Here is an 18,131-nt window from a genome sequence, read left to right as displayed (position 1 = left end):
CCGCCGATCTTGTGATCAGCCGCCGATCTTGTCCAGCTCCGCCAGGTCGTCCGCGGACAGTTCCAGGCCGGCGCCGGCCACGTTCTCGCGCAGGTGCGCCACGGACGACGTGCCCGGGATCAGCAGGATGTTCGGCGAGCGCTGCAGCAGCCAGGCCAGCGCCACGGACATCGGTGTCGCGCCGCGCCGGTCCGCGACGGCGGCCAGCGCGTCCGACTGCAGCGGGCTGAACCCGCCGAGCGGGAAGAACGGCACGTAGGCGACGCCTTGCGCGGCCAGCGTGTCGATCAGCGCGTCGTCCTGGCGGTAGGCGAGGTTGTACAGGTTCTGCACGCACACGATCGGCGCGATCGACTGCGCTTCCGCGACCTGTTCCGCGGTCGCGTTGCTGACGCCGAGGTGCCGGATCAGGCCCTGCTGCTGCAACGCGACCAGCGTGCCGAAGGAGGTCTCCACCGATTCCGGCAGCGGCCCCTGAGCGTTGCCCAGACGCAGATTGACCAGGTCCAGCGTCTCCAGGCCGAGCGCGTCGAGGTTGTCGTGGACGGCACGGCGCAGGCTCTCCGGGTCGCGGGCCGGTGGCCAGCCGCCCTGCGCGTCCCGGTTCGCCCCGACCTTCGTCGAGACGAGCAGCGACGACGGGTACGGGTGCAGCGCCTCCCGGATCAGCTCGTTCGTGACCCGCGGCCCGTACGCGTCCGCCGTGTCGATGTGCGTGATGCCGAGCGCGACCGCCTCGCGCAGCACGGCCAGCGCACCCGCCCGATCGGCCGGCGGCCCCATGGCCCACGGGCCGGCCAGTTGCATCGCGCCGTAGCCGAACCGGGTGACGGTCAGGCCGTCGGCCGACGTCCAGGTGCCGCCGGGCAGGGAGTGGGAGCTCATGACGTGTACCTCGTGCTTCGCAGTTTCTCGAACGGTGACCGCTTCACTATGGTGGGGTAACTTCCTGACGGGAAGTACGCACTCGCAGGTGCGTAAGGTACGCGGAGGTGCGGCATGGCGACGATGACGGCGGCGCAGAAGAAGGCACAGGCGAAGGCGGAGTACGACGCGTTCCTGGACGTGTGCCCCAGCCGCAAGCTGCTCGACCGGCTCTCGGACAAGTGGGTGGTGCTGGTCCTGGCCGCGCTCGGCGGCGACTGCGACGGCACGCCGCAGGGCATGCGCTACTCCGAGCTGTCCCGGCTGCTGGCCGGCGTCAGCCAGAAGATGCTCACCCAGACGCTGCGCGCGCTGGAACGCGACGGCCTGATCTCCCGCACCGCCACGCCGACCGTCCCGGTGACGGTCACCTACGAGCTGACCCCGCTCGGCGGCTCGCTCTACGGGACGGTCCGCGCGCTCAAGGCGTGGGCCCAGGACCACATGGACGACGTGCTGGCCCACCGCGCGACCTACGACGCCTCGGAGGCGTGACGGGTGGGTGTGGTGACCCGCCACGCTTCTTTCCCGCGTCCGTGACGTACGACAGTGGCCGGGCTGCGGCCCGCGGAGACTATCCTCGCGTGATTCTCGGGGCGTCGAACGCGCGATTGTCGATGACGACGTCGGCGCGCTCGGCCGGGCGCACCTCGGCCAGATAGAGCTGCTCGCCGGGGATGTAGTAGGTGCGGTACCGCTCCGCGGCCGCGTCCGCCGACGCCATCCAGGCCCGATCGCGCGCGGTGCCGCGGCGCAGCACGTCCGCCACGTCGATGTGCAGGTAGACGCACAGATCCTAGTGCGGTGCCAGCGCCGGCTTCTGCAGGAAACCGCCGTCCGCCACCAGGATCGCGTCGTCCGGTGCGATGCGGACGCCGTCGTCGATCCTCGTCCGACCACTGACATCCATGATCTGCGTCCGATAGCGACGGGTGCCTCCCGGTCCCAGTGGCGCCAGCAGTTCGTCGCGGACCGCCTCCACGTCGAACATCTCCGCGTAGTAGCTCTCCGGCGAGCCGGCCGGATAGCGGGTCCGAAGGTCGACGTGCCGCTTGAAGTGGTCGATCGAGACCCGGAGCACGGTCCTCCCGGTCCTGTCCCGCAGCGTGGCGGCCAGCTCGTCGGCCAGGGTCGTCTTGCCGGCCGCGGAGTGCCCGTCGATCCCGACGCGCGTGGGGTGGTCCCGCCGCAACGCGAGAATCCGATCGGCCACCTCGTCGATCACCTGTTGCCGCGTGTCGCTCACCGGGGCGATTCTCCGCCTGCCGGGTTTCGGCGTGTCCGCGTGGGTGATCGGAGATCCGACAGGATGGTCGTCCGCGAGTCGTACCCGGAAAAGGACGATTTGTCGCTAAAGATGCTCTCGGAGCGGGCCGGATGGGCACCGCGACTTCCAGGAGCCCACGATGACCTCGCCGTACATGCCGCCCGTTCCCTCCCGGCCGAACCCGGACGACGAGCCGCCGACGCAAGCGCTCTTCACCTATCCGGTGCAGCAGCCCGGCCCCTCGCTCGCCCCGCCGCCCGTCGCCCCGTTCCACGTCCCGCCGGTCATGCCGCCGGACAGCCCGGCGCCGCCTCCACCGCGCGCCGACCTGCCGGGCACGCTCCCGTTCCCGTCGCCCTACGCCGATGCCCCGGGCGCGCAGCCGTTCCCGCCGCAGTCCGGCCCGCCGTTCGCTGCCGTGCCGGCCCGCGGTCGCGGGAAACTCCCGCTGCTCATCGCCGCCGCCGTGGCCGTCGTGTTCCTGGTCGTCGGGACCACCGCCGTCGTCACCTACACGCTCACCCGGCCGGGTGCCGTCGGCATCGGCATCGCGGGCACGACCGCACTGGCCGCGGCGAAGAAGACCTGCGATCCGACCGGCGCGGGCACCACGCTCGGCGACGACGACCGGACGCTGCTCATCGACTCGCGTGGCGGCGAGGACTTCACCGGCGTACCCGTCTCCACCCTGACCTGCCTGCTCAACGCGCTGGACGCCCCCATGTACGTGCAGGAGCAGATGGACGCGACCCGCGCGCTCGACGGCCGCCAGCAGGCATCTTGGGGCGACCTGCGGGCCTCGTGGACCTACCACCCGGACGCCGGCCTCGACGCCATCATCACCAGCACCGGCGGATAACGCGTGGGCCGGGCCCGCACCCGTCGCCAGTGGGCTGTCCACGAACGTTACCGGCCCCTGCCGGTGATCAGGGCGTCCCTCAAGTCGTTCTAACGACTTGAGGGACGCCCTGATCTTGGAGGGGGCGCGGCACCCGTCGAACGTTGGTGGACAGCCCACCAGGGTCGCCCGGATGGACAGCTTCGACGACCTGCTGGCCGAGGCCATCGCCGCTCGGTGGTCCCTTCGGAAAGGATCAATGAGGTCGACGAAAAGGCTGTTGCCGAGGAGGGTTCGACCGCCTTTTTGTCGACCTCAATGATCCTTTGGCTTCGGCGGGCCTCCTGCGGCCGTGTGATCAGGTGGGGCGGGACGAGTACCGTGCGCGGGTGGGTGCTGGCATTGGGCGGGCGGTGCGGGGGATCGCGGTGCGGTCCGGGAATCAGACCAACTGTGCCGGGATTGCGAAGATCGTCGCGGATGTGGAGCCGGCCGAGCGGTTCGAGTTCGTGGACGCGCACGCGCCGGACGACCGGTGGACCGACCGCGAGGACGACGAGCTGATCGAGTGGTGCGTGGCCGCGGTACGCCGGGGTGTCGAGGCGGGGCTGGCCGAGGCCGGATCGCCGCCGGTCCGGTTCGTGCTGCGGCGGATCCTGGTGCACCCGGTCGACTCGAACGAGCGTCACAACGAGGCGGTGGGGCGCATGGCCGTTGCCGAGGCACTCCGGCGTCTCAGCGATCGGGACTGAGCCGCAGCGTCGTCGCGGCGGCCGCGTCCGTCACCATCGGGCCGGTCGCGGAGCTGCCGTAGCGGCGGTATTTGGCCTGGTAGGCGGCGTCGACCTCGGTACGGGACCCCGCCGAGCCGACGTCGTGGACGGTCACGTCGGACTCCAGGCCGGGCACGCGGACGGCGGCCCGGCCGGTGCGGAGCACGTGTGCGAACCAGCCGGTGTCGCGCCGGTACCAGGTGCGGACGTACACGTGGTCGCGGACGCGCACGACCCAGATCGGCAGGCGTCGTCGCAGGCTTCCGTCAGTGCGCCGGGCGGCGATCTCCAGCTCGTCCGCGGCGTCGATCAGCCGCAGATCGTCAGCGGTCCAGGCAGCGTCCGATCCGCCGGCGTGCCGGCCGTCGAGGACCGGACCGCTGATCGTGGGGTGGGGAGCTGCTTGGCCTGTGGCCGTGGCGTTGAGCGCTGGGCTGCCGGTGGGTGCCGGGTCGGCGTCGTTCACCAGGGCACCGGGCCGGTGGCGTCGAACATCTGGCCGGTCGGGCCGTCGTCGGGGAGCGTGGCCAGGCGGATCGCGATCGCGGCGCCCTCGGCGGCGGTGCTCGTGCCCTCGAAGGCGTTGAAGTCGGTGGCGACGTACCCCGGGCAGGCGATGTTGATCTTGATTGTGGTGGTGGAGAGTTCCTTGGCGTATTGGACCGTGACGGCGTTGAGGAGCGTCTTCGACGGGGAATATGCGCCACTCGCGCCGCCGAGGTCGACGCCCGGTGCCGTCTGCAGGCCGAGGGAGCCGAGGTGGCTGGACTGGTTGACGATGCGCGGGCGGGGTGCGCGGCGCAGCAGCGGGAGCAGCGCGTTGGTGACGCGCACGACGCCGATCACGTTGGTCTCCAGGACGCGTCGCATCATGTCCGGGGTGGTGGACGACGGCGCGTCCGGCCACACGTCGGACAGGATGCCGGCGTTGTTGACGAGGATGTCGAGGCGGCCCTCGCGTGCATTGATCAAGTCGGCCGCATCGGTCACGCTGGCGTCGTCGGTCACGTCGAGCGGCACACCGAACGCGTCCACGCCGGCGGCGCGGAGCTTCGCCACGGCGTCCTCGCGGCGCCGCGCGTCCCGGGCGCCGACACCGACGCGGTGGCCGAGCGCGCCGAGCCCGGCCGCGATCTCGTATCCGATTCCCTTGTTCGCGCCGGTGACCAGCGCGATCGTCGTTTCGCTCATGTCGTCGATCGTGGTCGCGGACCGGCGTGGAACCAACACCGTCCGGACCGCGGATCGATACCGCAGAGGTATGGATGGCGGATTAGGCTCGGACGTGTGGAGACGCGTGAGCTGCAGTACTTCGTCGCGGTCGCGGAGGAGCTGCACTTCGGCCGGGCCGCGCAACGGCTCGGCATCGCCCAGCCGCCGCTGTCGCGCACGATCGGTCAACTGGAGCAGCGCCTCGGCGTCACGCTGCTGGAACGCACCAGCCGCCGGGTCCGGCTGACCGGCGCGGGCGCGGTCCTGCTGGACGAGGGCCGCGCGATCCTGAGCGCGCTCGCCGCCGCCGAACGCCGTGCCCGCCAGGCCACGACCAGCCGACCCGCGCTGGTGCTGGCCACGAAGACCGCCACCGGGGACGAGGTGCTGACGAAACTGCTGGACGCGTACGCGGCCGAGCCCGGCGCGGCCGACGTGACGCTGCTGCTCTGCGAGACGCACCCCCACCTGCAGCTGCACAACGGTCAGGCGGACGTGGCGCTGCTGCACCTGCCCTACGACTCGACGGCCGGCCTCGACACGGAGATCCTGCGCAGCGAGGGCCAGGTCGCGATCCTGCCGTCCGGCCACCCGCTCGCCTCCCGCCCGCACGTGCGGATGGCCGAGGTCACGAGGCTGCCCGACCTGCCACCGGCGCGCTGGCCCGGCCCGGACGGCGTGTATCCGGACGGCCCCGGCGCGCAGGTGAGCAGCCAGATGCAGATCCTTCAGCTGGTCGCGCTCGGCCGTACCACCACGGTCCTGCCCGAATCCTGCCGCGCCAACCTGCGCGAGGGCCTGACCGCGGTCCCGGTCGTCGACGCGCCGGCCGTGACCACGGTCATCGCCTGGCCGCCGCACAGCCGGTCGCGGGCGCTGGCCGCGTTCGTACGCGTCGCGACCACGCTCTGACCTACCCGTGCACGGTCCGGCGCGGGGCGTACCATTCGCTGCCGGCCGGTTCGCCCGCCATGTTCCAGCTCCAGGAGACGGTCGGCGTGATGCGCAGGAAGAATCCCGGGCCGACCATGCCGACACGTTCGAACGGGCCTTCGGCGATGCCGTAGACGCGGATCGCGCGCGTGATGAACGGATCGAACGACACCATGTCGTCGACCACGAACGCGACCTGCGCATTCCCGCCCTCGATGTTGCGGAACTTGCGCGTCTCCAGCACGGCCCGCCCGGACCCGCCCACCCAGAAATACTGCCCGTCGAACTCACACGCCACCGGCACCACATCCGGCTGCCCGTCACGCCCGACCGTCGCCAGCCGCGCGATCGGCTGCGACCGCAGATAGGCCGCTTCCTCCTCGGTGAACGCCATGCCCACCATCCTCCCGCACCGGATCAGAGCGCGAACGGCGATTCCCGCTGTGGCGGGTCGAGGGCCGCGCGCATTGCGGCGATGGTCCGGCGCCTTTCCGGCCCCTTCGGCGTGTCGTTCTCGAACGGTCCGGTGCCCCACGTGCTCATGACGCCGTCAGTTCCAGGGCGTGGCGTTGCTGGCGACCGTATGGCAGGTTTCGCAGAGGAAGAGGCTGCGGAAGCCGTCGCCGTTCTCGCGGATGCGGTCCTCCACGGTGAGGATGTGGAACATCAGCCGGTCGCAGGAACGGCAGCACGGGGTTCGGGTAGAGGCCGATCGGCGGGCCGCCGGCGGTGCCGACGACGCCGGGCGTCGAGTCGATGTGGCCGTTCGTGTAGACGAGGCCGGCGTCGGTTGAGCAGGCCGGCGTCGAGGAGCTCCCGCTGGTACGGCCGGAGCAGCTCCGGCCGCGTACCCGCAAGGAATGCCAGGTGATTGCCGACCGGCCGCGCGTCGGAGTCCGGCCGCCGGACGTGCTCCATCAGCGTCGCGATGTCGTCCGGACCGGTCGGTGGCGGTGAGGTCTGACCGGCGGGCGGCGGGGTCGGCACCGCCGCCCGCTATCACCGGGGCTACCAGGTGACGGGCATGTGGTGGAGGCCGAAGACGGCGGCGTCGTGCTTGAAGGGGAGGTCGGCGAAGGGGACGGCGAGGCGGAGGGCGGGGAGGCGGGTGAGGAGGGTGTGGAGGGCGATCTCGAGTTCGGCGCGGGCGAGGTTCTGGCCGACGCACTGGTGGATGCCGTGGCCGAAGGCGATGTGCTGGCGGGAGCGGCGGGTGAGGTCGAGCGTGGCGGGGTCGGGGAAGGCGCGGTCGTCGTGGTTGGCGGCGGCGCCGAGGACCCAGACGCCGTCGCCGGGGTGGAACTGGTGGCCGCCGATCTCGACGTCCTCGACGGCGACGCGGTCGAAGGCGACCCAGTCCACGATGGACAGGTAGCGCAGGAGTTCCTCGACGGCGGCGGGGATCAGCGTGGGGTCGGCGCGCAGGCGGTCGAGCTGATCCGGGTGGTCCCAGAGCGCGAGCAGGCTGAGCGGGATCATGTTGCCGGTGGTCTCGTGGCCGGCGATGAGCAGGCTGAGCGCGATGTTGGTGACGGCCTCGCGGGTCAGGTCGGCGGTGGACGCGAGCTGGCTGATCAGGCCGTCGTGCGGGCTGCCGTCGACGAGGCCGCGCAGGTATTGCCGCAGCTCGCCGAGGGCTGCCTGGCCGTCGGCGGTGTCGCCGGTGACGACGGCCATCCGCTGGGTGCGGGACTGGAAGAACTCGCGGTCCTCATAGGGGACGCCGAGAAGATCACAGATCACCATCGAGGGTACGGGCAGGCCGAAGTCCGTCACGAGGTCGGCGGGTGCGCCGGTGGCGAGCATGTCGTCGATGGCCCGGTCGACGATCGCCTGGATCGAGGGGCGCATGCGGTTGACCGCGGCGACGGTGAACCGGCCCTGGACCAGGCGGCGGTACCGGCGGTGCTCCGGGTCGTCCATGGCCTGGAACGCGCCCTCGGGCGTTGGTTCGACGGGCGCGCCGGGGTGGATCGTCGGGTAGCCGGGCCGGGTCGGGTCGTGGCTGAACCGGGGGTCGCCCAGCACCTGCCGGGCCTCGGCGAGCCTGGTCACGGCCCAGGTCCGGTCACCCTCCAGCGGCACGACGGCCCCTGATTCCCGTAGCTCACGGTATTCGGCGGGCGGCGAGAACGGGCAGGTCCGCGCGATCGGGAAAGCGGCGGCCGGGGATGACGTGGCGGGGGACTGCGCGGCCGTGGAAGAGGCGGCCGGCGATGACGCCGCTGGGGAAGAAGCGGTCGGGGAGGACATGACTACCTACCTTGATAAGAGACTCTGGTCTCTTATCAAGGTAGGTGCATGAACTAGGAGACGCAAGTCTCTTATGGAGTCTCGCCGGCATAGGCGCGCACGAGCGGCAGGAACACCTGATCCACGATCTCGGCGAACCGCGGGGACAACGGTTCCGGCAGCCCCTCGGACCGGCGCACCGCGCGCGCGATCTCCGCGCGCGCAAGCTCCCCGGGCAGTGACAGCACCCGGTCCGGCACCCGCACCGGCGTCAGCTCGCCCCGCGCCACCGCCCGGTCGAGCAGCACCGCGACCAGCGACGGCATGATCGGCCCGATCACGTCGTCCTCGTCCGCGAACTCGGACAGGATCCCGAGCAGCACGCCCGGGTCGACCGCGCTCACCCGAGCCACCGCGGCCGCCAGCAGCGCCAGCAGATCGCCGCGCAGCGAGCCGGTGTCGGCCGGGTCCGCGGCGAACGGCCCGACGTGGTGGTTGACGGCGGCGACCGCGAGCTCGGCGCGGTTGCGCCAGCGGCGGTAGAGCACCTGCTTGCCGGTCTGCGCCCGTGCCGCCACGCCGGCGATCGACGTCTGCGCGTACCCGACCGCCGACAGCTCCTCCCAGGCCGCCTCGAGGATGAGTTCTTCCAGGGCGGCGCCGCGGCGACGTCTGCTGACCGGTTCCACGCCGACGAACCTACCGAACCTCTTCCGTCCGGGCCGGGGGTGGCGTTGGCTGGCAGGATGCGTACCGAGGTCGTCATCATCGGCGCCGGCCCGGCCGGCCTGCTCCTCGCCCACCTGCTGCACCGCGCCGGCGTGGCCGCGATCGTCCTGGAGACCCGCTCCCAGGAGTACGTGGCCGCGCGGATCCGGGCCGGGATCCTGGAATCGTCCAGCGTCGCACTGCTGGAGTCCGTGGGGCTGGGGGCGCGGCTGCGCGCGGAGGGGCACGAGCATCGCGGCATCTACCTGCAGTGGCCGGGGCAGCGGCACCACCTGGACTTCGTGGACCTGACCGGCCGCAGTGTCTGGGTGTACGGGCAGACGGAGGTGCAGAAGGACCTGGTCGCCGCCGGTACGGCCGAGGTGATCTACGAGGTGACCGGGGTGCGGCTGCACGACCTGGACGGCGAGCGGCCCTCCGTCACGTTCACCGACCGGGACGGGGCGCCGCGACGCGTCGACGCCGCGGCGGTGGCCGGGTGTGACGGCTCGTTCGGGCCGAGCCGGCAGGCGGTGCCGGCCGCGCGGACGTTCGAGCGCACCTACCCGTACTCCTGGCTGGGGATTCTTGCGGATGTGGCGCCTTCCACGGACGAGCTGATCTACGCGTGGCACCCGGAGGGGTTCGCGCTGCACTCGATGCGCTCGCCGTCGGTCAGCCGCCTGTATCTGCAGGTGCCGAACGACACCGACGTCCGGGCGTGGTCCGACGACCGGATCTGGGACGCGCTGTCCCGGCGGCTCGGCCACGGTCAGGACGGCTGGACGCTCACGCCCGGCCCGATCACGGACCGCAGCGTCCTGCCGATGCGCAGCCACGTCCACACGCCGATGCGGCACGGCCGCCTGTTCCTGGCCGGCGACGCCGCGCACATCGTGCCGCCGACCGGCGCGAAGGGCCTGAACCTCGCGATCGCGGACGTGACGCTGCTGGCGCGGGCGCTGACCGCGCTGCTGCACGAGAAGAACCCGGCGCCGGCGGACGCCTACTCGGACGACGCGCTGCGCCGGGTCTGGCGCTGCACCCACTTCTCCTGGTGGATGACGACGATGCTGCACACGTCCGGCGACCCGTTCGACGCGGAGCTGCAGCTGTCGCAGCTGCGCTGGGTCGCGTCCAGCCGGGCCGGTGCGGCGGGTCTGGCGGAGAACTACGCGGGCCTGCCGATCGGCCTGTGAGTGATGGCTGGTATCGACACGAACTGTTTCTCCGCACCGAGCGCCGTCGATACGTTGGGGGTGTCGAACGGCGTGGTCAAGGAGGAATCAGATGCCGGTGGTCAACCCCGACAAGGGCGCCGCGAAGGTCCAGCTCGTGCCGCCGAACCCGTACGGGTACCTGCTGGTCACGGCCGAGGTCGACCCGGGGTCCGTGACCACCGATGTGGACGCGGCCGAGCGGGTGGCGATCCCGGCGGACATCCCGTCGGCCAGCGCGGCGCGCGCGGCCCTGCACCGTGCGCTGGACCGGCCGGCCGGTGTGCTCGCGGCGCTGCCCGACGTGCGGTCGGTGTCCGTGTTCGAGGCGGTCCTGTTCGCGCCGGGCAGCCTCGACCGGTTCCCGGCCCGGGGGTCGGCCGGCCGTCCGGCCCGCTACGACACGCTCGTCATGGTCGAGACCGGCTCGCCGGAGTCCGCGGCGGCGGTGAACACCACGCCGGCGTTCGCGGAGCTGATGGCCACGGTGACCGGCGCCGCCACGTACACCGACGCGCTGCCGGTCACGAACGCCAAGAAGATCGACGACGTGGACCGGGACCGCAGCGGCGTGTTCCTGTTCAACTTCTTCTTCGCCGACGACCCGCAGGCGCTGCTGGACATCTGGGACCACACGGCCGGCTGGTGGCTGGACAAGGGCCGGATGCTCAACTCCGAGCTGCTGCGCCCGGCCGCCGCGTCCGACTACGCGCTGATCAACAACGCGCGGTGGGACGACGTGAAACCGGCCGCGGACGCGTTCCGGCACCCCAGCTACTGGGAGTTCGTGCTGGCCAACATCGACGCGCAGAAGGCGACAGCGATGCCGTCGCTGTACCGGGTGGTCGGTTAGAGGGTGCCGGCCTGCCGGGCCAGGCAGGCGCGCAGCCAGGTGTGTGCTGGATCGTCCGTGCTCGCGGCGGTCCAGTACAGCACCTCGACCAGCGGCTGCAACGGTACGGGGGCGGGCTGGACGCGCAGCCGGGCCTGCTCGGACACGAGCCGGGCCAGGCGTGCCTGGACGAAGCTGACCAGCGGCGTGCCGGTCAGCAGGAACGGCACCAGCACGTGGGACTGGACGGACAGCTCGCTGACACAGGTGACGCCCTGGGCCTCCAGCTCGGCCGTGATGATCCGCGGGTTGCCGGCGTACCGTAGCCGCTTGAAGGTCTCCGGGGTCACCGGCTCGCGCAGCGCGGGGTTGTCGCGGTCGCCGGCCAGCACGAAACGGTCCTCGAACAGCAGCGTCCGGGGCAGGTCGTTCAGCGCGGCCGCCAGCTGCATCGGGCAGATCAGCAGGTCCACGCCGCCGCGCCGCAGCCGTTCCTCGAAGTCGTCGGTGAACGCGACCACGTTCAGCTGGATGCCCGGCGCCTCCGCGGCGAGCGCGTGCAGCAGCGGCTTGAGCAGCAGCAGCGTCACGTAGTCGCTGGTCATCACCGTGAACACGCGGCGTGCGGTGGCCGGGTCGAACGGGGTGCGCACGCCGAGGAGCGCGTCCGCGGCCGCGACCAGTTCCCGCACCGGCTCGACCAGCGACTCGGCCAGCGCGGACAGCTCGTAGACGCGGCCGCGGCGGATCAGCAGCGGATCACCGAGCTGCTTGCGGAGCCGGCCGAGCGCGGCGCTCATCGCCGACTGCCCGACCGACATCCGCTCCGCGGCCCGGGTCACGTTCCGCTCGGTGAGCAGCGCGTCCAGGATCGGCAGCAGGTTGAGATCCACTCCTCGCAGCGCCATGCGCGTTACCTGCGCGGCGGGAACGTGCGCTCGCCGGAGACCTGGCTGAAGGTTCCGTCCTTGAGCGCGTAGGAGCGCCACTGCCACAGGATGCTGTCGCCGCTCGCGCCGCAGCAGACGTTGCTGTCGGCGGGCACGGGCACGGCGGACGGGCTCGCGGTGGTAGCGTCGCCGGTCCCGCACGCGGCCAGCGGCAGCGCGAGCAGAAGCGCCGCAACGGGTATCGGGAATCGCCGGATAATCATGGGCCGCATTCTCACAGAACGCGGCGAGCGCCGTCCGCTGTGGACGGCGTTCGGTACGGTCAGTAGCGCTCACCGTCCCTCTTCGTGCGAGGTTTCATGAACGACACCGACGCGGACCTGGTCCGGCAGGCGCAGTCCGGTGACGCCGCCTCGCTGGGCCTGCTCTACGCGCGGCACCGCGCCACCATGCACGCGACCGCGCTGGGCATCCTCCGGAGTCCGGCGGACGCGGAGGATGCCGTGCATGATGCGGCGCTGGCCGCGATCCGGTCCATCACCACGCTCCGTGACCCGGAGGCCGCCGGTGCCTGGCTGCGCGGGATCGTCCGCCGGACCTGCTTCGACCGTCTCCGGCAGCGCCGCGGCACCACGGTCGGCGACGACGTGCTGCGCGACCTCGCCGACGCGCGGTGGGATCCGGAGCAGCGGGTGGAGCGGCTCGCGCAGCGGGACTGGGTGTGGCACGCGCTGGAGCAGCTCACCCCGCCGCTGCGGCTGGTCACGTTGCTGCGGTACTTCAGCGGGCTGACGGCGTACCAGTCGATCGCCGAGGTCTGTGATCTTCCCGTCGGCACGGTGCGCAGCCGGCTCCACGAGGCGAGGAGCAAGCTCAGCGCCGCGCTGCTGGCCACGGCGGACGCGGCGCACGCCGATTCGACCGCGATCGCGCTCGCGCGCCGCCGTCAGGCGCAGGACGTGCTGGACGCGGCCATGCAGGGCCGTTTCGCGGCCGCGATCGCCGATTTCTACGCGCCGGCCGTCGACAGCTTCTGGCCGGGCGGCCGGCACCGGCGGGGCACCGAATACCTGGTCCGCGCGATGAACTCGGACCTGAGCGACGGGGTACGGCGCCGGCTGGTCGACGTGGTCGCGGGCTCGGACGTGCTCATCTGGGAGGAGGAGCTGATCAACCCGGCCGACGACCCGTTCCACTGCCCGCCGGGCGCGGTGTGGGTGCAGACGCTGGCCGGCGCGCGCGTGCACGAGTTGCGCATCTACCACCACCCGCGATCGAACTTCTCCGCGCCCGCCCGCTACCTGTAGGTATGCACACCATTGAAAACACGATCGCCGAGACCGTCGAAGCAGAATCGCTCATCGGGTACGTCAGCAGCGCTCCCGGACCGGTCCGGGAACGGCTGGGCGCGTCCACCGCGCGGATCGGGGGCGGCGTCGCCGTGGCCATGCGCGCGGACGGCAGCGGGTTCTGGAACCGGACGGTCGGGCTCGGCGTCGCGGCCCCGGTGACCGAGGACGTGCTGGCGGAGGTCGTCGCGTTCTACCGTGCCGCGAGGGTGCTGCGGGCGTCCGTGCAGATCGCGCCGTCGGCGCTGCCCGCGGACTGGGACGAGATCAGCACCCGGCACGGGCTGACCGCGGGCGCCACCTGGATGAAGCTGGGGGCGCAGGTGGAAGAGGTCCAGGCGGTGTCGAGCGGCCTGCGGGCCGGGCCGCTGCCCGCCGCGGAGCGCACCGCCTGGGCGGAGATCATCCTGGCGAGCTTCGGCATGACCGCGCCCGGCCTGACCGAGATGATGTCCGCCGCCGCGGCCGAGCCGGCGTTCCTGCCGTTCGGCGCGTGGGACGGGGACACGCTCGTCGGCGGCGGCACGCTCTTCCTCCACGGACAGGCCGGGCTGCTGAGCGGTGCCGGCGTCAGCCCGGAGCATCGCCGCCGGGGCGCGCAGTCGGCCCTGATCCTGGCCAGGGCCCGCGCGGCCCGGCAGGCAGGCTGCCGCTGGCTGATCGCCGAGACCGGCCTGCCCGCCGACGGCACGACGAATCCCTCCCTGGACAACCTGCGCCGCCTGGGCCTGCGCGACCTCTACCCGCGCCGCAACTGGGTGTGGCGCGCCGACGGCGCGTAACGACTGGGGTCAGCCCCGGATCGCCCCCTTGGTGGCGTCGCTGACGAAGCCGCGGGCGAAGAGCGTGAAGACCGCGATCAGCGGCACGATGCCGATCAGCGCGCCGGCCATCAGGACGCTGTAGTCCTGCCGCTGGCCCACGTTGAGCTGGGAGAGCGCGACCTGGAGCGTGACCTTGTTCGGGTCGAGCAGGACGATCAGCGGCCAGACGTAGTCGTTCCAGGCGGCGATGAACGTGTAGATGCCGAGGAACGCCAGGCCGGGACGGACGATGGGGAGCACGACGCTCCAGTAGATGCGGAAGAACCCGGCGCCGTCCAGGCGGGCTGCTTCGAGCAGCTCGTCGGGGACGGCGCCGATGATGTACTGGCGCATCCAGAAGATCCCGAACGCGTTGGCCGCGGCCGGGATGACCAGGGCCTTGAGCGAGCCGACCCAGCCGAGCTCGGACATGATGACGAACTGGGGGATGAGCGACAGCTGCGCCGGGACCATGAACAGGCCGAGCAGCAGCCCGAACATGACGCGCCGGCCGGGGAACTCGTACTTGGCGAACGTGAACGCGGCGAGCGTGTCCAGGAACAGCACCAGCGCCGTGGTGGCGCTCGCGACCAGGATCGTGTTGACCAGCGGGGCGAGCAGGTCGACGTTGGCCAGCACGGTGTTGACGTTGTCGATCAGGTGCGTGCCGGGGATGAACGTGGGCGGGTCGGCGAACACGTCGCGGGTGGTGTTCGTGGCCATCACGACGGTCCAGTAGAACGGGAAGAGCGAGAGGAGGACGGCGAGGCCCAGGACGACGTGGACGAGCGTGCCGCGGAATCGTGTCACTTGTCGGCTCTCCTCGAGACCAGGCGCCAGTTGAGGATCGTGAACGCCATGACGACCAGGAAGACGGCCCAGGCGATCGCGGCGCCGTAGCCGTAGTCGTTGTTGTTGAACGCGGTCCGGTAGAAGTAGAGGACCATGGTCAGGCCGGCCTGGCCGGGGCCGCCGGAGTTCGGGTTGACCGCGTTGTTGTTGCCGAAGAGCACCTGCGGCTCGGTGAAGCTCTGCATGCCGGTGATCGTGGAGATGACCACGGTGAACAGGATGATCGGCCGCAGCAGCGGGACGGTGACGGAGAAGAACGTGCGGACCGGGCCGGCGCCGTCCAGGCGCGCGGCCTCGTATATCTCGCCGGGGATGGCCTGCATGCCGGCGTAGTAGATGAGCGCGTTGTAGCCGGTCCACTGCCAGGTCATCAGCGTGGCGATGACGACCTTGATCGCCCACGGGTGGGACAGCCACGGGACGGTCGGCAGGCCGATCGCGTCGAGGCCGAGGTTGACCAGGCCGTACTGGTTGCTGAAGACCGCGCCGAAGAAGATCGCGATGGCGACGACCGAGGTGATGTTCGGGATGAACAGCGCCACCTGGTAGAAGCCCTTGAACCGCTTGGCCGCGGACAGCAGCGACGCGAGAACCAGGGCAAAGAACAGCATGGGTACGGTGTTCATCACCCAGATCAGCAGCGTGTTGCGCAGCGACAGCCAGAACGTGGCGTCCTCGATCAGGAACCGGTACTGCTGCAGGCCGACGAAGGTCATCTCGCCGAGCCCGTCCCACCGCTGGAACGACAGGTAGAGCGAGAACAGCACCGGGAACAGCATGAACACGGTGAACAGCAGGTAGAACGGGGAGATCGCGAGGTACTGCGGCCAGTAGCGCAGTACCCCGCGCCGGCCGGCACGGCCGGTGCCGGCTCCGGCCGTGCGTGGCCTTATCACGTCAGTTCACTCCCGCCCGCTGGCCGATCTGCTTGGCGGCCTCGACCGCGGCCTTCCAGCCCTCCTCGGCGTTCTTGCCCTGCTCCACGTTGACCAGCTCGTTGAAGAACGGCGCGGACACGGCCGCGTCGGCCGGCGCCTCGAACGCGATCGGGATCTTCTCCGCGGCCGGGCCGAAGATGTCGATCGTCTTCTGGCCGCCGAAGAACTCGTCGCCCTTGGTCAGCGCCTCCATCTGGTACGACGCGGGGCTGGCCGGGAACAGCGACGCGTCGGCGAACCCCTGGGCCGCGTTCTCCGGGCTGAGGATCCACTTCACGATGTCGTACGCCAGCTGCGGGTTCTTGGCGCTCTTGGTCACGGCCAGGAAGGAGCCGCCGATGTTGCCCGGCCCGCCGGGCGCGTTCGCGACGCGCCACTTGCCGGACGTGTCCGGCGCGTTGTTGCGGATGTCGATGCCGGCCCAGGCCGCGCTGATGATGACCGGGATGCTGCCCTTGGTGATGCCGGCGTTCCAGTCGGTCGAGCCGTCCTCGGTCTTCGCGTCGACGCCGAGCGTGACCGCCTTGACCGCCAGGTCCCACGCGGTACGGATGTGCTGCTGGTCGCCGATGAACGTGTTGGACGGGTCGATGAACCGGGTGGTGCCCTGCCCGACGACGAGGTTGAACACGGCCGACGCGTTGACCACCATGAGCCCGCCGGTCTTGCCCTTGAGCTGGGTGGCGGCCTCGAAGAAGCTGTCCCAGGTGCCGAGCGCGGTGCCGACCTGGGCCGGGTCGGTGGGCAGGCCGCCCTGGGCGAAGACGTCCTCGCGGTAGAACATGCCGGTCGGGCCGATGTCGATCGGGAACCCTATGACCTTGCCGTCCGGCGTGCTGCCCTGCTTGACCTTCCACTCCAGGTAGTTCCCGGCGACGTCGGAGAAGCCGTACTCGTTGAGGTCGGCGAACTTGTCCGCGTTGGCGCGGAAGTTGGCCATGTCCTCGCCCTTGATGCCGGTGATGTCCGGGATGAACTGCCCGGAGGCGAGCGTGGTGGTGAGCTTCTGCTTGAAGTCGCCGCCGACCTTGGTCGGTTTGAGGCTGGTCTGCCCGGCGAACTGGGTGCCGGCGTTGGCGATGACCGTGTCGCTGAGGCCGTCGCCCCAGTACCAGAGCGCGGTCTCGCCGGCGCCCGACCCGGAACCACCGGAGCCGGTGTTGGAGGTGCAGGCCGCGAGTCCGGCGCCGGCCAGGCCGAGCACGCCGAGCTGAAGAAGGGAACGACGGGAGAGAGTCATTGTCACGTCCTTCGGGTGATGCCTTCGGGAGTGTTCACGGGAGGATGTCGTCGAGGAACGCGTAGTCCCTCGACAGGTCCGGGTCGCCGGTGGCACTGGTGTCCCGCCACCAGCCGGCGACCGCGGCCCAGTCCGGTGTGGACGGGGCGCCGCCCGGCCCGCGCACGGACAGTGCGGCACAGAGGTTCGCGAAACGGAGCCGGTCGGCGAGCGGCCAGCCGGAGAGCGTGCCGGCGACCATGGCGGCGCCGAAGACGTCGCCGGCGCCGGTCGGGTCGACCGCGGTCACGTGCAGCCCGTCGACCTGGGCGGTCTCGCCGGTGGTGGCGTCGACCGCGAGCGCCCCCGCGGCGCCCCGGGTGACGACGGCCAGCGGGACCAGGTCGGCGAGGCGGGAGAGCGCCTGTCCGGCCGTACCGGTGCGGGTGTAGGCCATCGCCTCGTGCTCGTTGGGCAGGAAGGCGTGGCAGTCGGCGAGCGGTTCGAGCAGCCGCGGTGACCAGGCGCCGGCCGGGTCCCAGCCGGTGTCGGCGAAGACCTTGCCGCCGGCCTTGGCGACCTCGCGTACCCAGGTCGGCTCGTGCTCGGTGAGGTGGACGACCGCGGCCCGGCAGGACGGCGGGGACGCGGCGAGGTCGTCGAGCGGGACGGGGGAGTCCAGCCCGTGGGTGACCAGCGCCCGGTCGCCGTCGTAGGCGAGCGCGGCCGTGACCGGCATCGGCCAGCCGGGGAAGCGCCGGGAGCGGCTCAGGTCGATGCCCTCGCCGCTCTCCAGCGTCTCCCAGCAGTAGCGGCCGTAGAAGTCGTCGCCGAACGCGGCCGCGAGCCCGGTGCGCAGGCCGAGCCGGCTGAGCGCGACCGCGAAGTTCGCGATGCCGCCGGGCCCGGTGCCGAGCCCGTCCGACCAGATCTCCTTACCCAGCTCCGGGGCCTGCGGGAGGCCGGTGAAGACGACGTCGACGAAGAGCAGCCCGGAGAGGAAGACGTCCACATCGGGGGTGTCTGACACGGTCGCCGCCTCCCTGGAGTGCGCAAGTTCACGCCGAAGTCTGCAAAGGTAAGCACGATCGTCAGCCAAACGATCGTCGAACGCAAGAGTCAATCAAAAATGAGCATGGTGCTG

General features: G+C 71.3%; 22 protein-coding genes. 8 read left to right on the top strand and 14 right to left on the bottom strand.

All coding sequences use genetic code 11. The features are described from left to right. Nucleotides 1–15: 15 nt before the first annotated feature. Entirely contained in the window at nucleotides 16–885 is an 870-nt protein-coding gene (locus OP04_RS38995; protein WP_033344998.1) for an aldo/keto reductase family oxidoreductase, read from the bottom strand. A gap of 114 nt (nucleotides 886–999) precedes the next feature. Here OP04_RS38995 and OP04_RS38990 point away from each other — a divergent pair, with 114 nt between their 5' ends. Next, entirely contained in the window at nucleotides 1,000–1,419 is a 420-nt protein-coding gene (locus tag OP04_RS38990) for a winged helix-turn-helix transcriptional regulator (protein ID WP_033344997.1), read from the top strand. A gap of 79 nt (nucleotides 1,420–1,498) precedes the next feature. On the opposite strand, the gene OP04_RS52480 is transcribed toward OP04_RS38990, so the two are convergent. Continuing rightward, nucleotides 1,499–1,693, bottom strand: coding sequence for a nucleoside/nucleotide kinase family protein (locus tag OP04_RS52480; RefSeq protein ID WP_051799752.1), 195 nt, complete (start codon nucleotides 1,691–1,693; stop codon nucleotides 1,499–1,501). A gap of 27 nt (nucleotides 1,694–1,720) precedes the next feature. Further along, nucleotides 1,721–2,170: a nucleoside/nucleotide kinase family protein gene (locus OP04_RS52475; protein WP_051799751.1), complete on the bottom strand. Its 450-nt coding sequence runs from the start codon at nucleotides 2,168–2,170 to the stop codon at nucleotides 1,721–1,723. Between the two features lie 160 nt (nucleotides 2,171–2,330). Here OP04_RS52475 and OP04_RS50565 point away from each other — a divergent pair, with 160 nt between their 5' ends. After that, on the top strand, nucleotides 2,331–3,050 hold the full coding sequence (locus OP04_RS50565; protein WP_051799750.1) for a hypothetical protein: 720 nt from the start codon (nucleotides 2,331–2,333) through the stop codon (nucleotides 3,048–3,050). Between the two features lie 368 nt (nucleotides 3,051–3,418). Further along, the gene (locus OP04_RS38975) at nucleotides 3,419–3,781 is read left to right on the top strand and encodes a hypothetical protein (protein ID WP_157240958.1); all 363 of its coding nucleotides are present in this window, start codon (nucleotides 3,419–3,421) and stop codon (nucleotides 3,779–3,781) included. Here the strand turns inward: OP04_RS38975 and OP04_RS38970 are convergent. Both OP04_RS38970 and OP04_RS38965 read right to left on the bottom strand, forming a co-directional pair. After that, entirely contained in the window at nucleotides 3,765–4,268 is a 504-nt protein-coding gene (locus OP04_RS38970; protein WP_198154137.1) for a DUF2255 family protein, read from the bottom strand. The two genes, OP04_RS38975 and OP04_RS38970, sit on opposite strands and share 17 nt — an antisense overlap. Beyond that, entirely contained in the window at nucleotides 4,265–4,993 is a 729-nt protein-coding gene (locus OP04_RS38965; protein WP_033344995.1) for an SDR family oxidoreductase, read from the bottom strand. The genes OP04_RS38970 and OP04_RS38965 overlap by 4 nt, the downstream gene beginning before the upstream one ends. A 96-nt stretch (nucleotides 4,994–5,089) precedes the next feature. Here OP04_RS38965 and OP04_RS38960 point away from each other — a divergent pair, with 96 nt between their 5' ends. Beyond that, nucleotides 5,090–5,926: a LysR family transcriptional regulator gene (locus tag OP04_RS38960; RefSeq protein ID WP_033344994.1), complete on the top strand. Its 837-nt coding sequence runs from the start codon at nucleotides 5,090–5,092 to the stop codon at nucleotides 5,924–5,926. 1 nt (nucleotide 5,927) lies between these two features. Here the strand turns inward: OP04_RS38960 and OP04_RS38955 are convergent, their stop codons facing one another. The 3 genes from OP04_RS38955 to OP04_RS38945 form a co-directional block, all read right to left on the bottom strand. Continuing rightward, nucleotides 5,928–6,341, bottom strand: coding sequence for a PPOX class F420-dependent oxidoreductase (locus OP04_RS38955; protein WP_033344993.1), 414 nt, complete (start codon nucleotides 6,339–6,341; stop codon nucleotides 5,928–5,930). Nucleotides 6,342–6,955: 614 nt separating this feature from the next. Further along, nucleotides 6,956–8,032: a cytochrome P450 gene (locus OP04_RS38950; protein WP_051799749.1), complete on the bottom strand. Its 1,077-nt coding sequence runs from the start codon at nucleotides 8,030–8,032 to the stop codon at nucleotides 6,956–6,958. A gap of 239 nt (nucleotides 8,033–8,271) precedes the next feature. Next, nucleotides 8,272–8,868 (bottom strand): TetR/AcrR family transcriptional regulator, encoded by a 597-nt coding sequence (locus tag OP04_RS38945; protein WP_033344992.1) that lies wholly within the window; start codon nucleotides 8,866–8,868, stop codon nucleotides 8,272–8,274. A gap of 57 nt (nucleotides 8,869–8,925) precedes the next feature. Here OP04_RS38945 and OP04_RS38940 point away from each other — a divergent pair, with 57 nt between their 5' ends. After that, nucleotides 8,926–10,086, top strand: coding sequence for a 4-hydroxybenzoate 3-monooxygenase (locus OP04_RS38940; protein WP_033344991.1), 1,161 nt, complete (start codon nucleotides 8,926–8,928; stop codon nucleotides 10,084–10,086). Nucleotides 10,087–10,177: 91 nt separating this feature from the next. Beyond that, complete coding sequence (locus OP04_RS38935) at nucleotides 10,178–10,957, top strand: hypothetical protein (RefSeq protein ID WP_033344990.1); 780 nt, start codon at nucleotides 10,178–10,180, stop codon at nucleotides 10,955–10,957. Here OP04_RS38935 and OP04_RS38930 read toward each other — a convergent pair. Together OP04_RS38930 and OP04_RS38925 are read right to left on the bottom strand one after the other, a co-directional pair. After that, nucleotides 10,954–11,844, bottom strand: a complete 891-nt coding sequence (locus OP04_RS38930) for a LysR family transcriptional regulator (RefSeq protein WP_033344989.1) — start codon at nucleotides 11,842–11,844, stop codon at nucleotides 10,954–10,956. The two genes, OP04_RS38935 and OP04_RS38930, sit on opposite strands and share 4 nt — an antisense overlap. Nucleotides 11,845–11,849: 5 nt before the next feature. Beyond that, nucleotides 11,850–12,089 (bottom strand): hypothetical protein, encoded by a 240-nt coding sequence (locus OP04_RS38925; RefSeq protein WP_033344988.1) that lies wholly within the window; start codon nucleotides 12,087–12,089, stop codon nucleotides 11,850–11,852. A 96-nt stretch (nucleotides 12,090–12,185) separates the two neighbouring features. On the opposite strand from OP04_RS38925, the gene OP04_RS38920 reads away from it, so the two are divergent. Together OP04_RS38920 and OP04_RS38915 are read left to right on the top strand one after the other, a co-directional pair. Beyond that, nucleotides 12,186–13,133: an RNA polymerase sigma factor gene (locus OP04_RS38920; RefSeq protein ID WP_033344987.1), complete on the top strand. Its 948-nt coding sequence runs from the start codon at nucleotides 12,186–12,188 to the stop codon at nucleotides 13,131–13,133. 2 nt (nucleotides 13,134–13,135) lie between these two features. Continuing rightward, nucleotides 13,136–13,957, top strand: coding sequence for a GNAT family N-acetyltransferase (locus OP04_RS38915; RefSeq protein ID WP_033344986.1), 822 nt, complete (start codon nucleotides 13,136–13,138; stop codon nucleotides 13,955–13,957). A 9-nt stretch (nucleotides 13,958–13,966) separates the two neighbouring features. Here OP04_RS38915 and OP04_RS38910 read toward each other — a convergent pair whose 3' ends face one another. The 4 genes from OP04_RS38910 to OP04_RS38895 are packed head-to-tail and all read right to left on the bottom strand — an operon-like array spanning nucleotide 13,967 to nucleotide 18,017. After that, nucleotides 13,967–14,788, bottom strand: coding sequence for a carbohydrate ABC transporter permease (locus tag OP04_RS38910; RefSeq protein WP_198154136.1), 822 nt, complete (start codon nucleotides 14,786–14,788; stop codon nucleotides 13,967–13,969). Next, nucleotides 14,785–15,726, bottom strand: a complete 942-nt coding sequence (locus tag OP04_RS38905) for a carbohydrate ABC transporter permease (RefSeq protein WP_198154135.1) — start codon at nucleotides 15,724–15,726, stop codon at nucleotides 14,785–14,787. Before OP04_RS38905 ends, OP04_RS38910 begins: the two co-directional genes overlap by 4 nt. A gap of 1 nt (nucleotide 15,727) precedes the next feature. Continuing rightward, nucleotides 15,728–17,008 carry an ABC transporter substrate-binding protein gene (locus OP04_RS38900; RefSeq protein WP_033344985.1) on the bottom strand — a complete coding sequence of 427 codons (1,281 nt, stop codon included), beginning with the start codon at nucleotides 17,006–17,008 and terminating at the stop codon, nucleotides 15,728–15,730. Between the two features lie 34 nt (nucleotides 17,009–17,042). Continuing rightward, nucleotides 17,043–18,017, bottom strand: coding sequence for a carbohydrate kinase family protein (locus OP04_RS38895; RefSeq protein ID WP_033345051.1), 975 nt, complete (start codon nucleotides 18,015–18,017; stop codon nucleotides 17,043–17,045). Nucleotides 18,018–18,131: the final 114 nt, after the last annotated feature.

It is taken from the genome of Catenuloplanes japonicus (assembly GCF_000717135.1).
GTDB lineage: Bacteria > Actinomycetota > Actinomycetes > Mycobacteriales > Micromonosporaceae > Catenuloplanes > Catenuloplanes japonicus.
The sequence above is the reverse complement of the archived record's forward strand: the minus strand, read 5'-3'. Positions and strand labels throughout refer to the sequence as shown.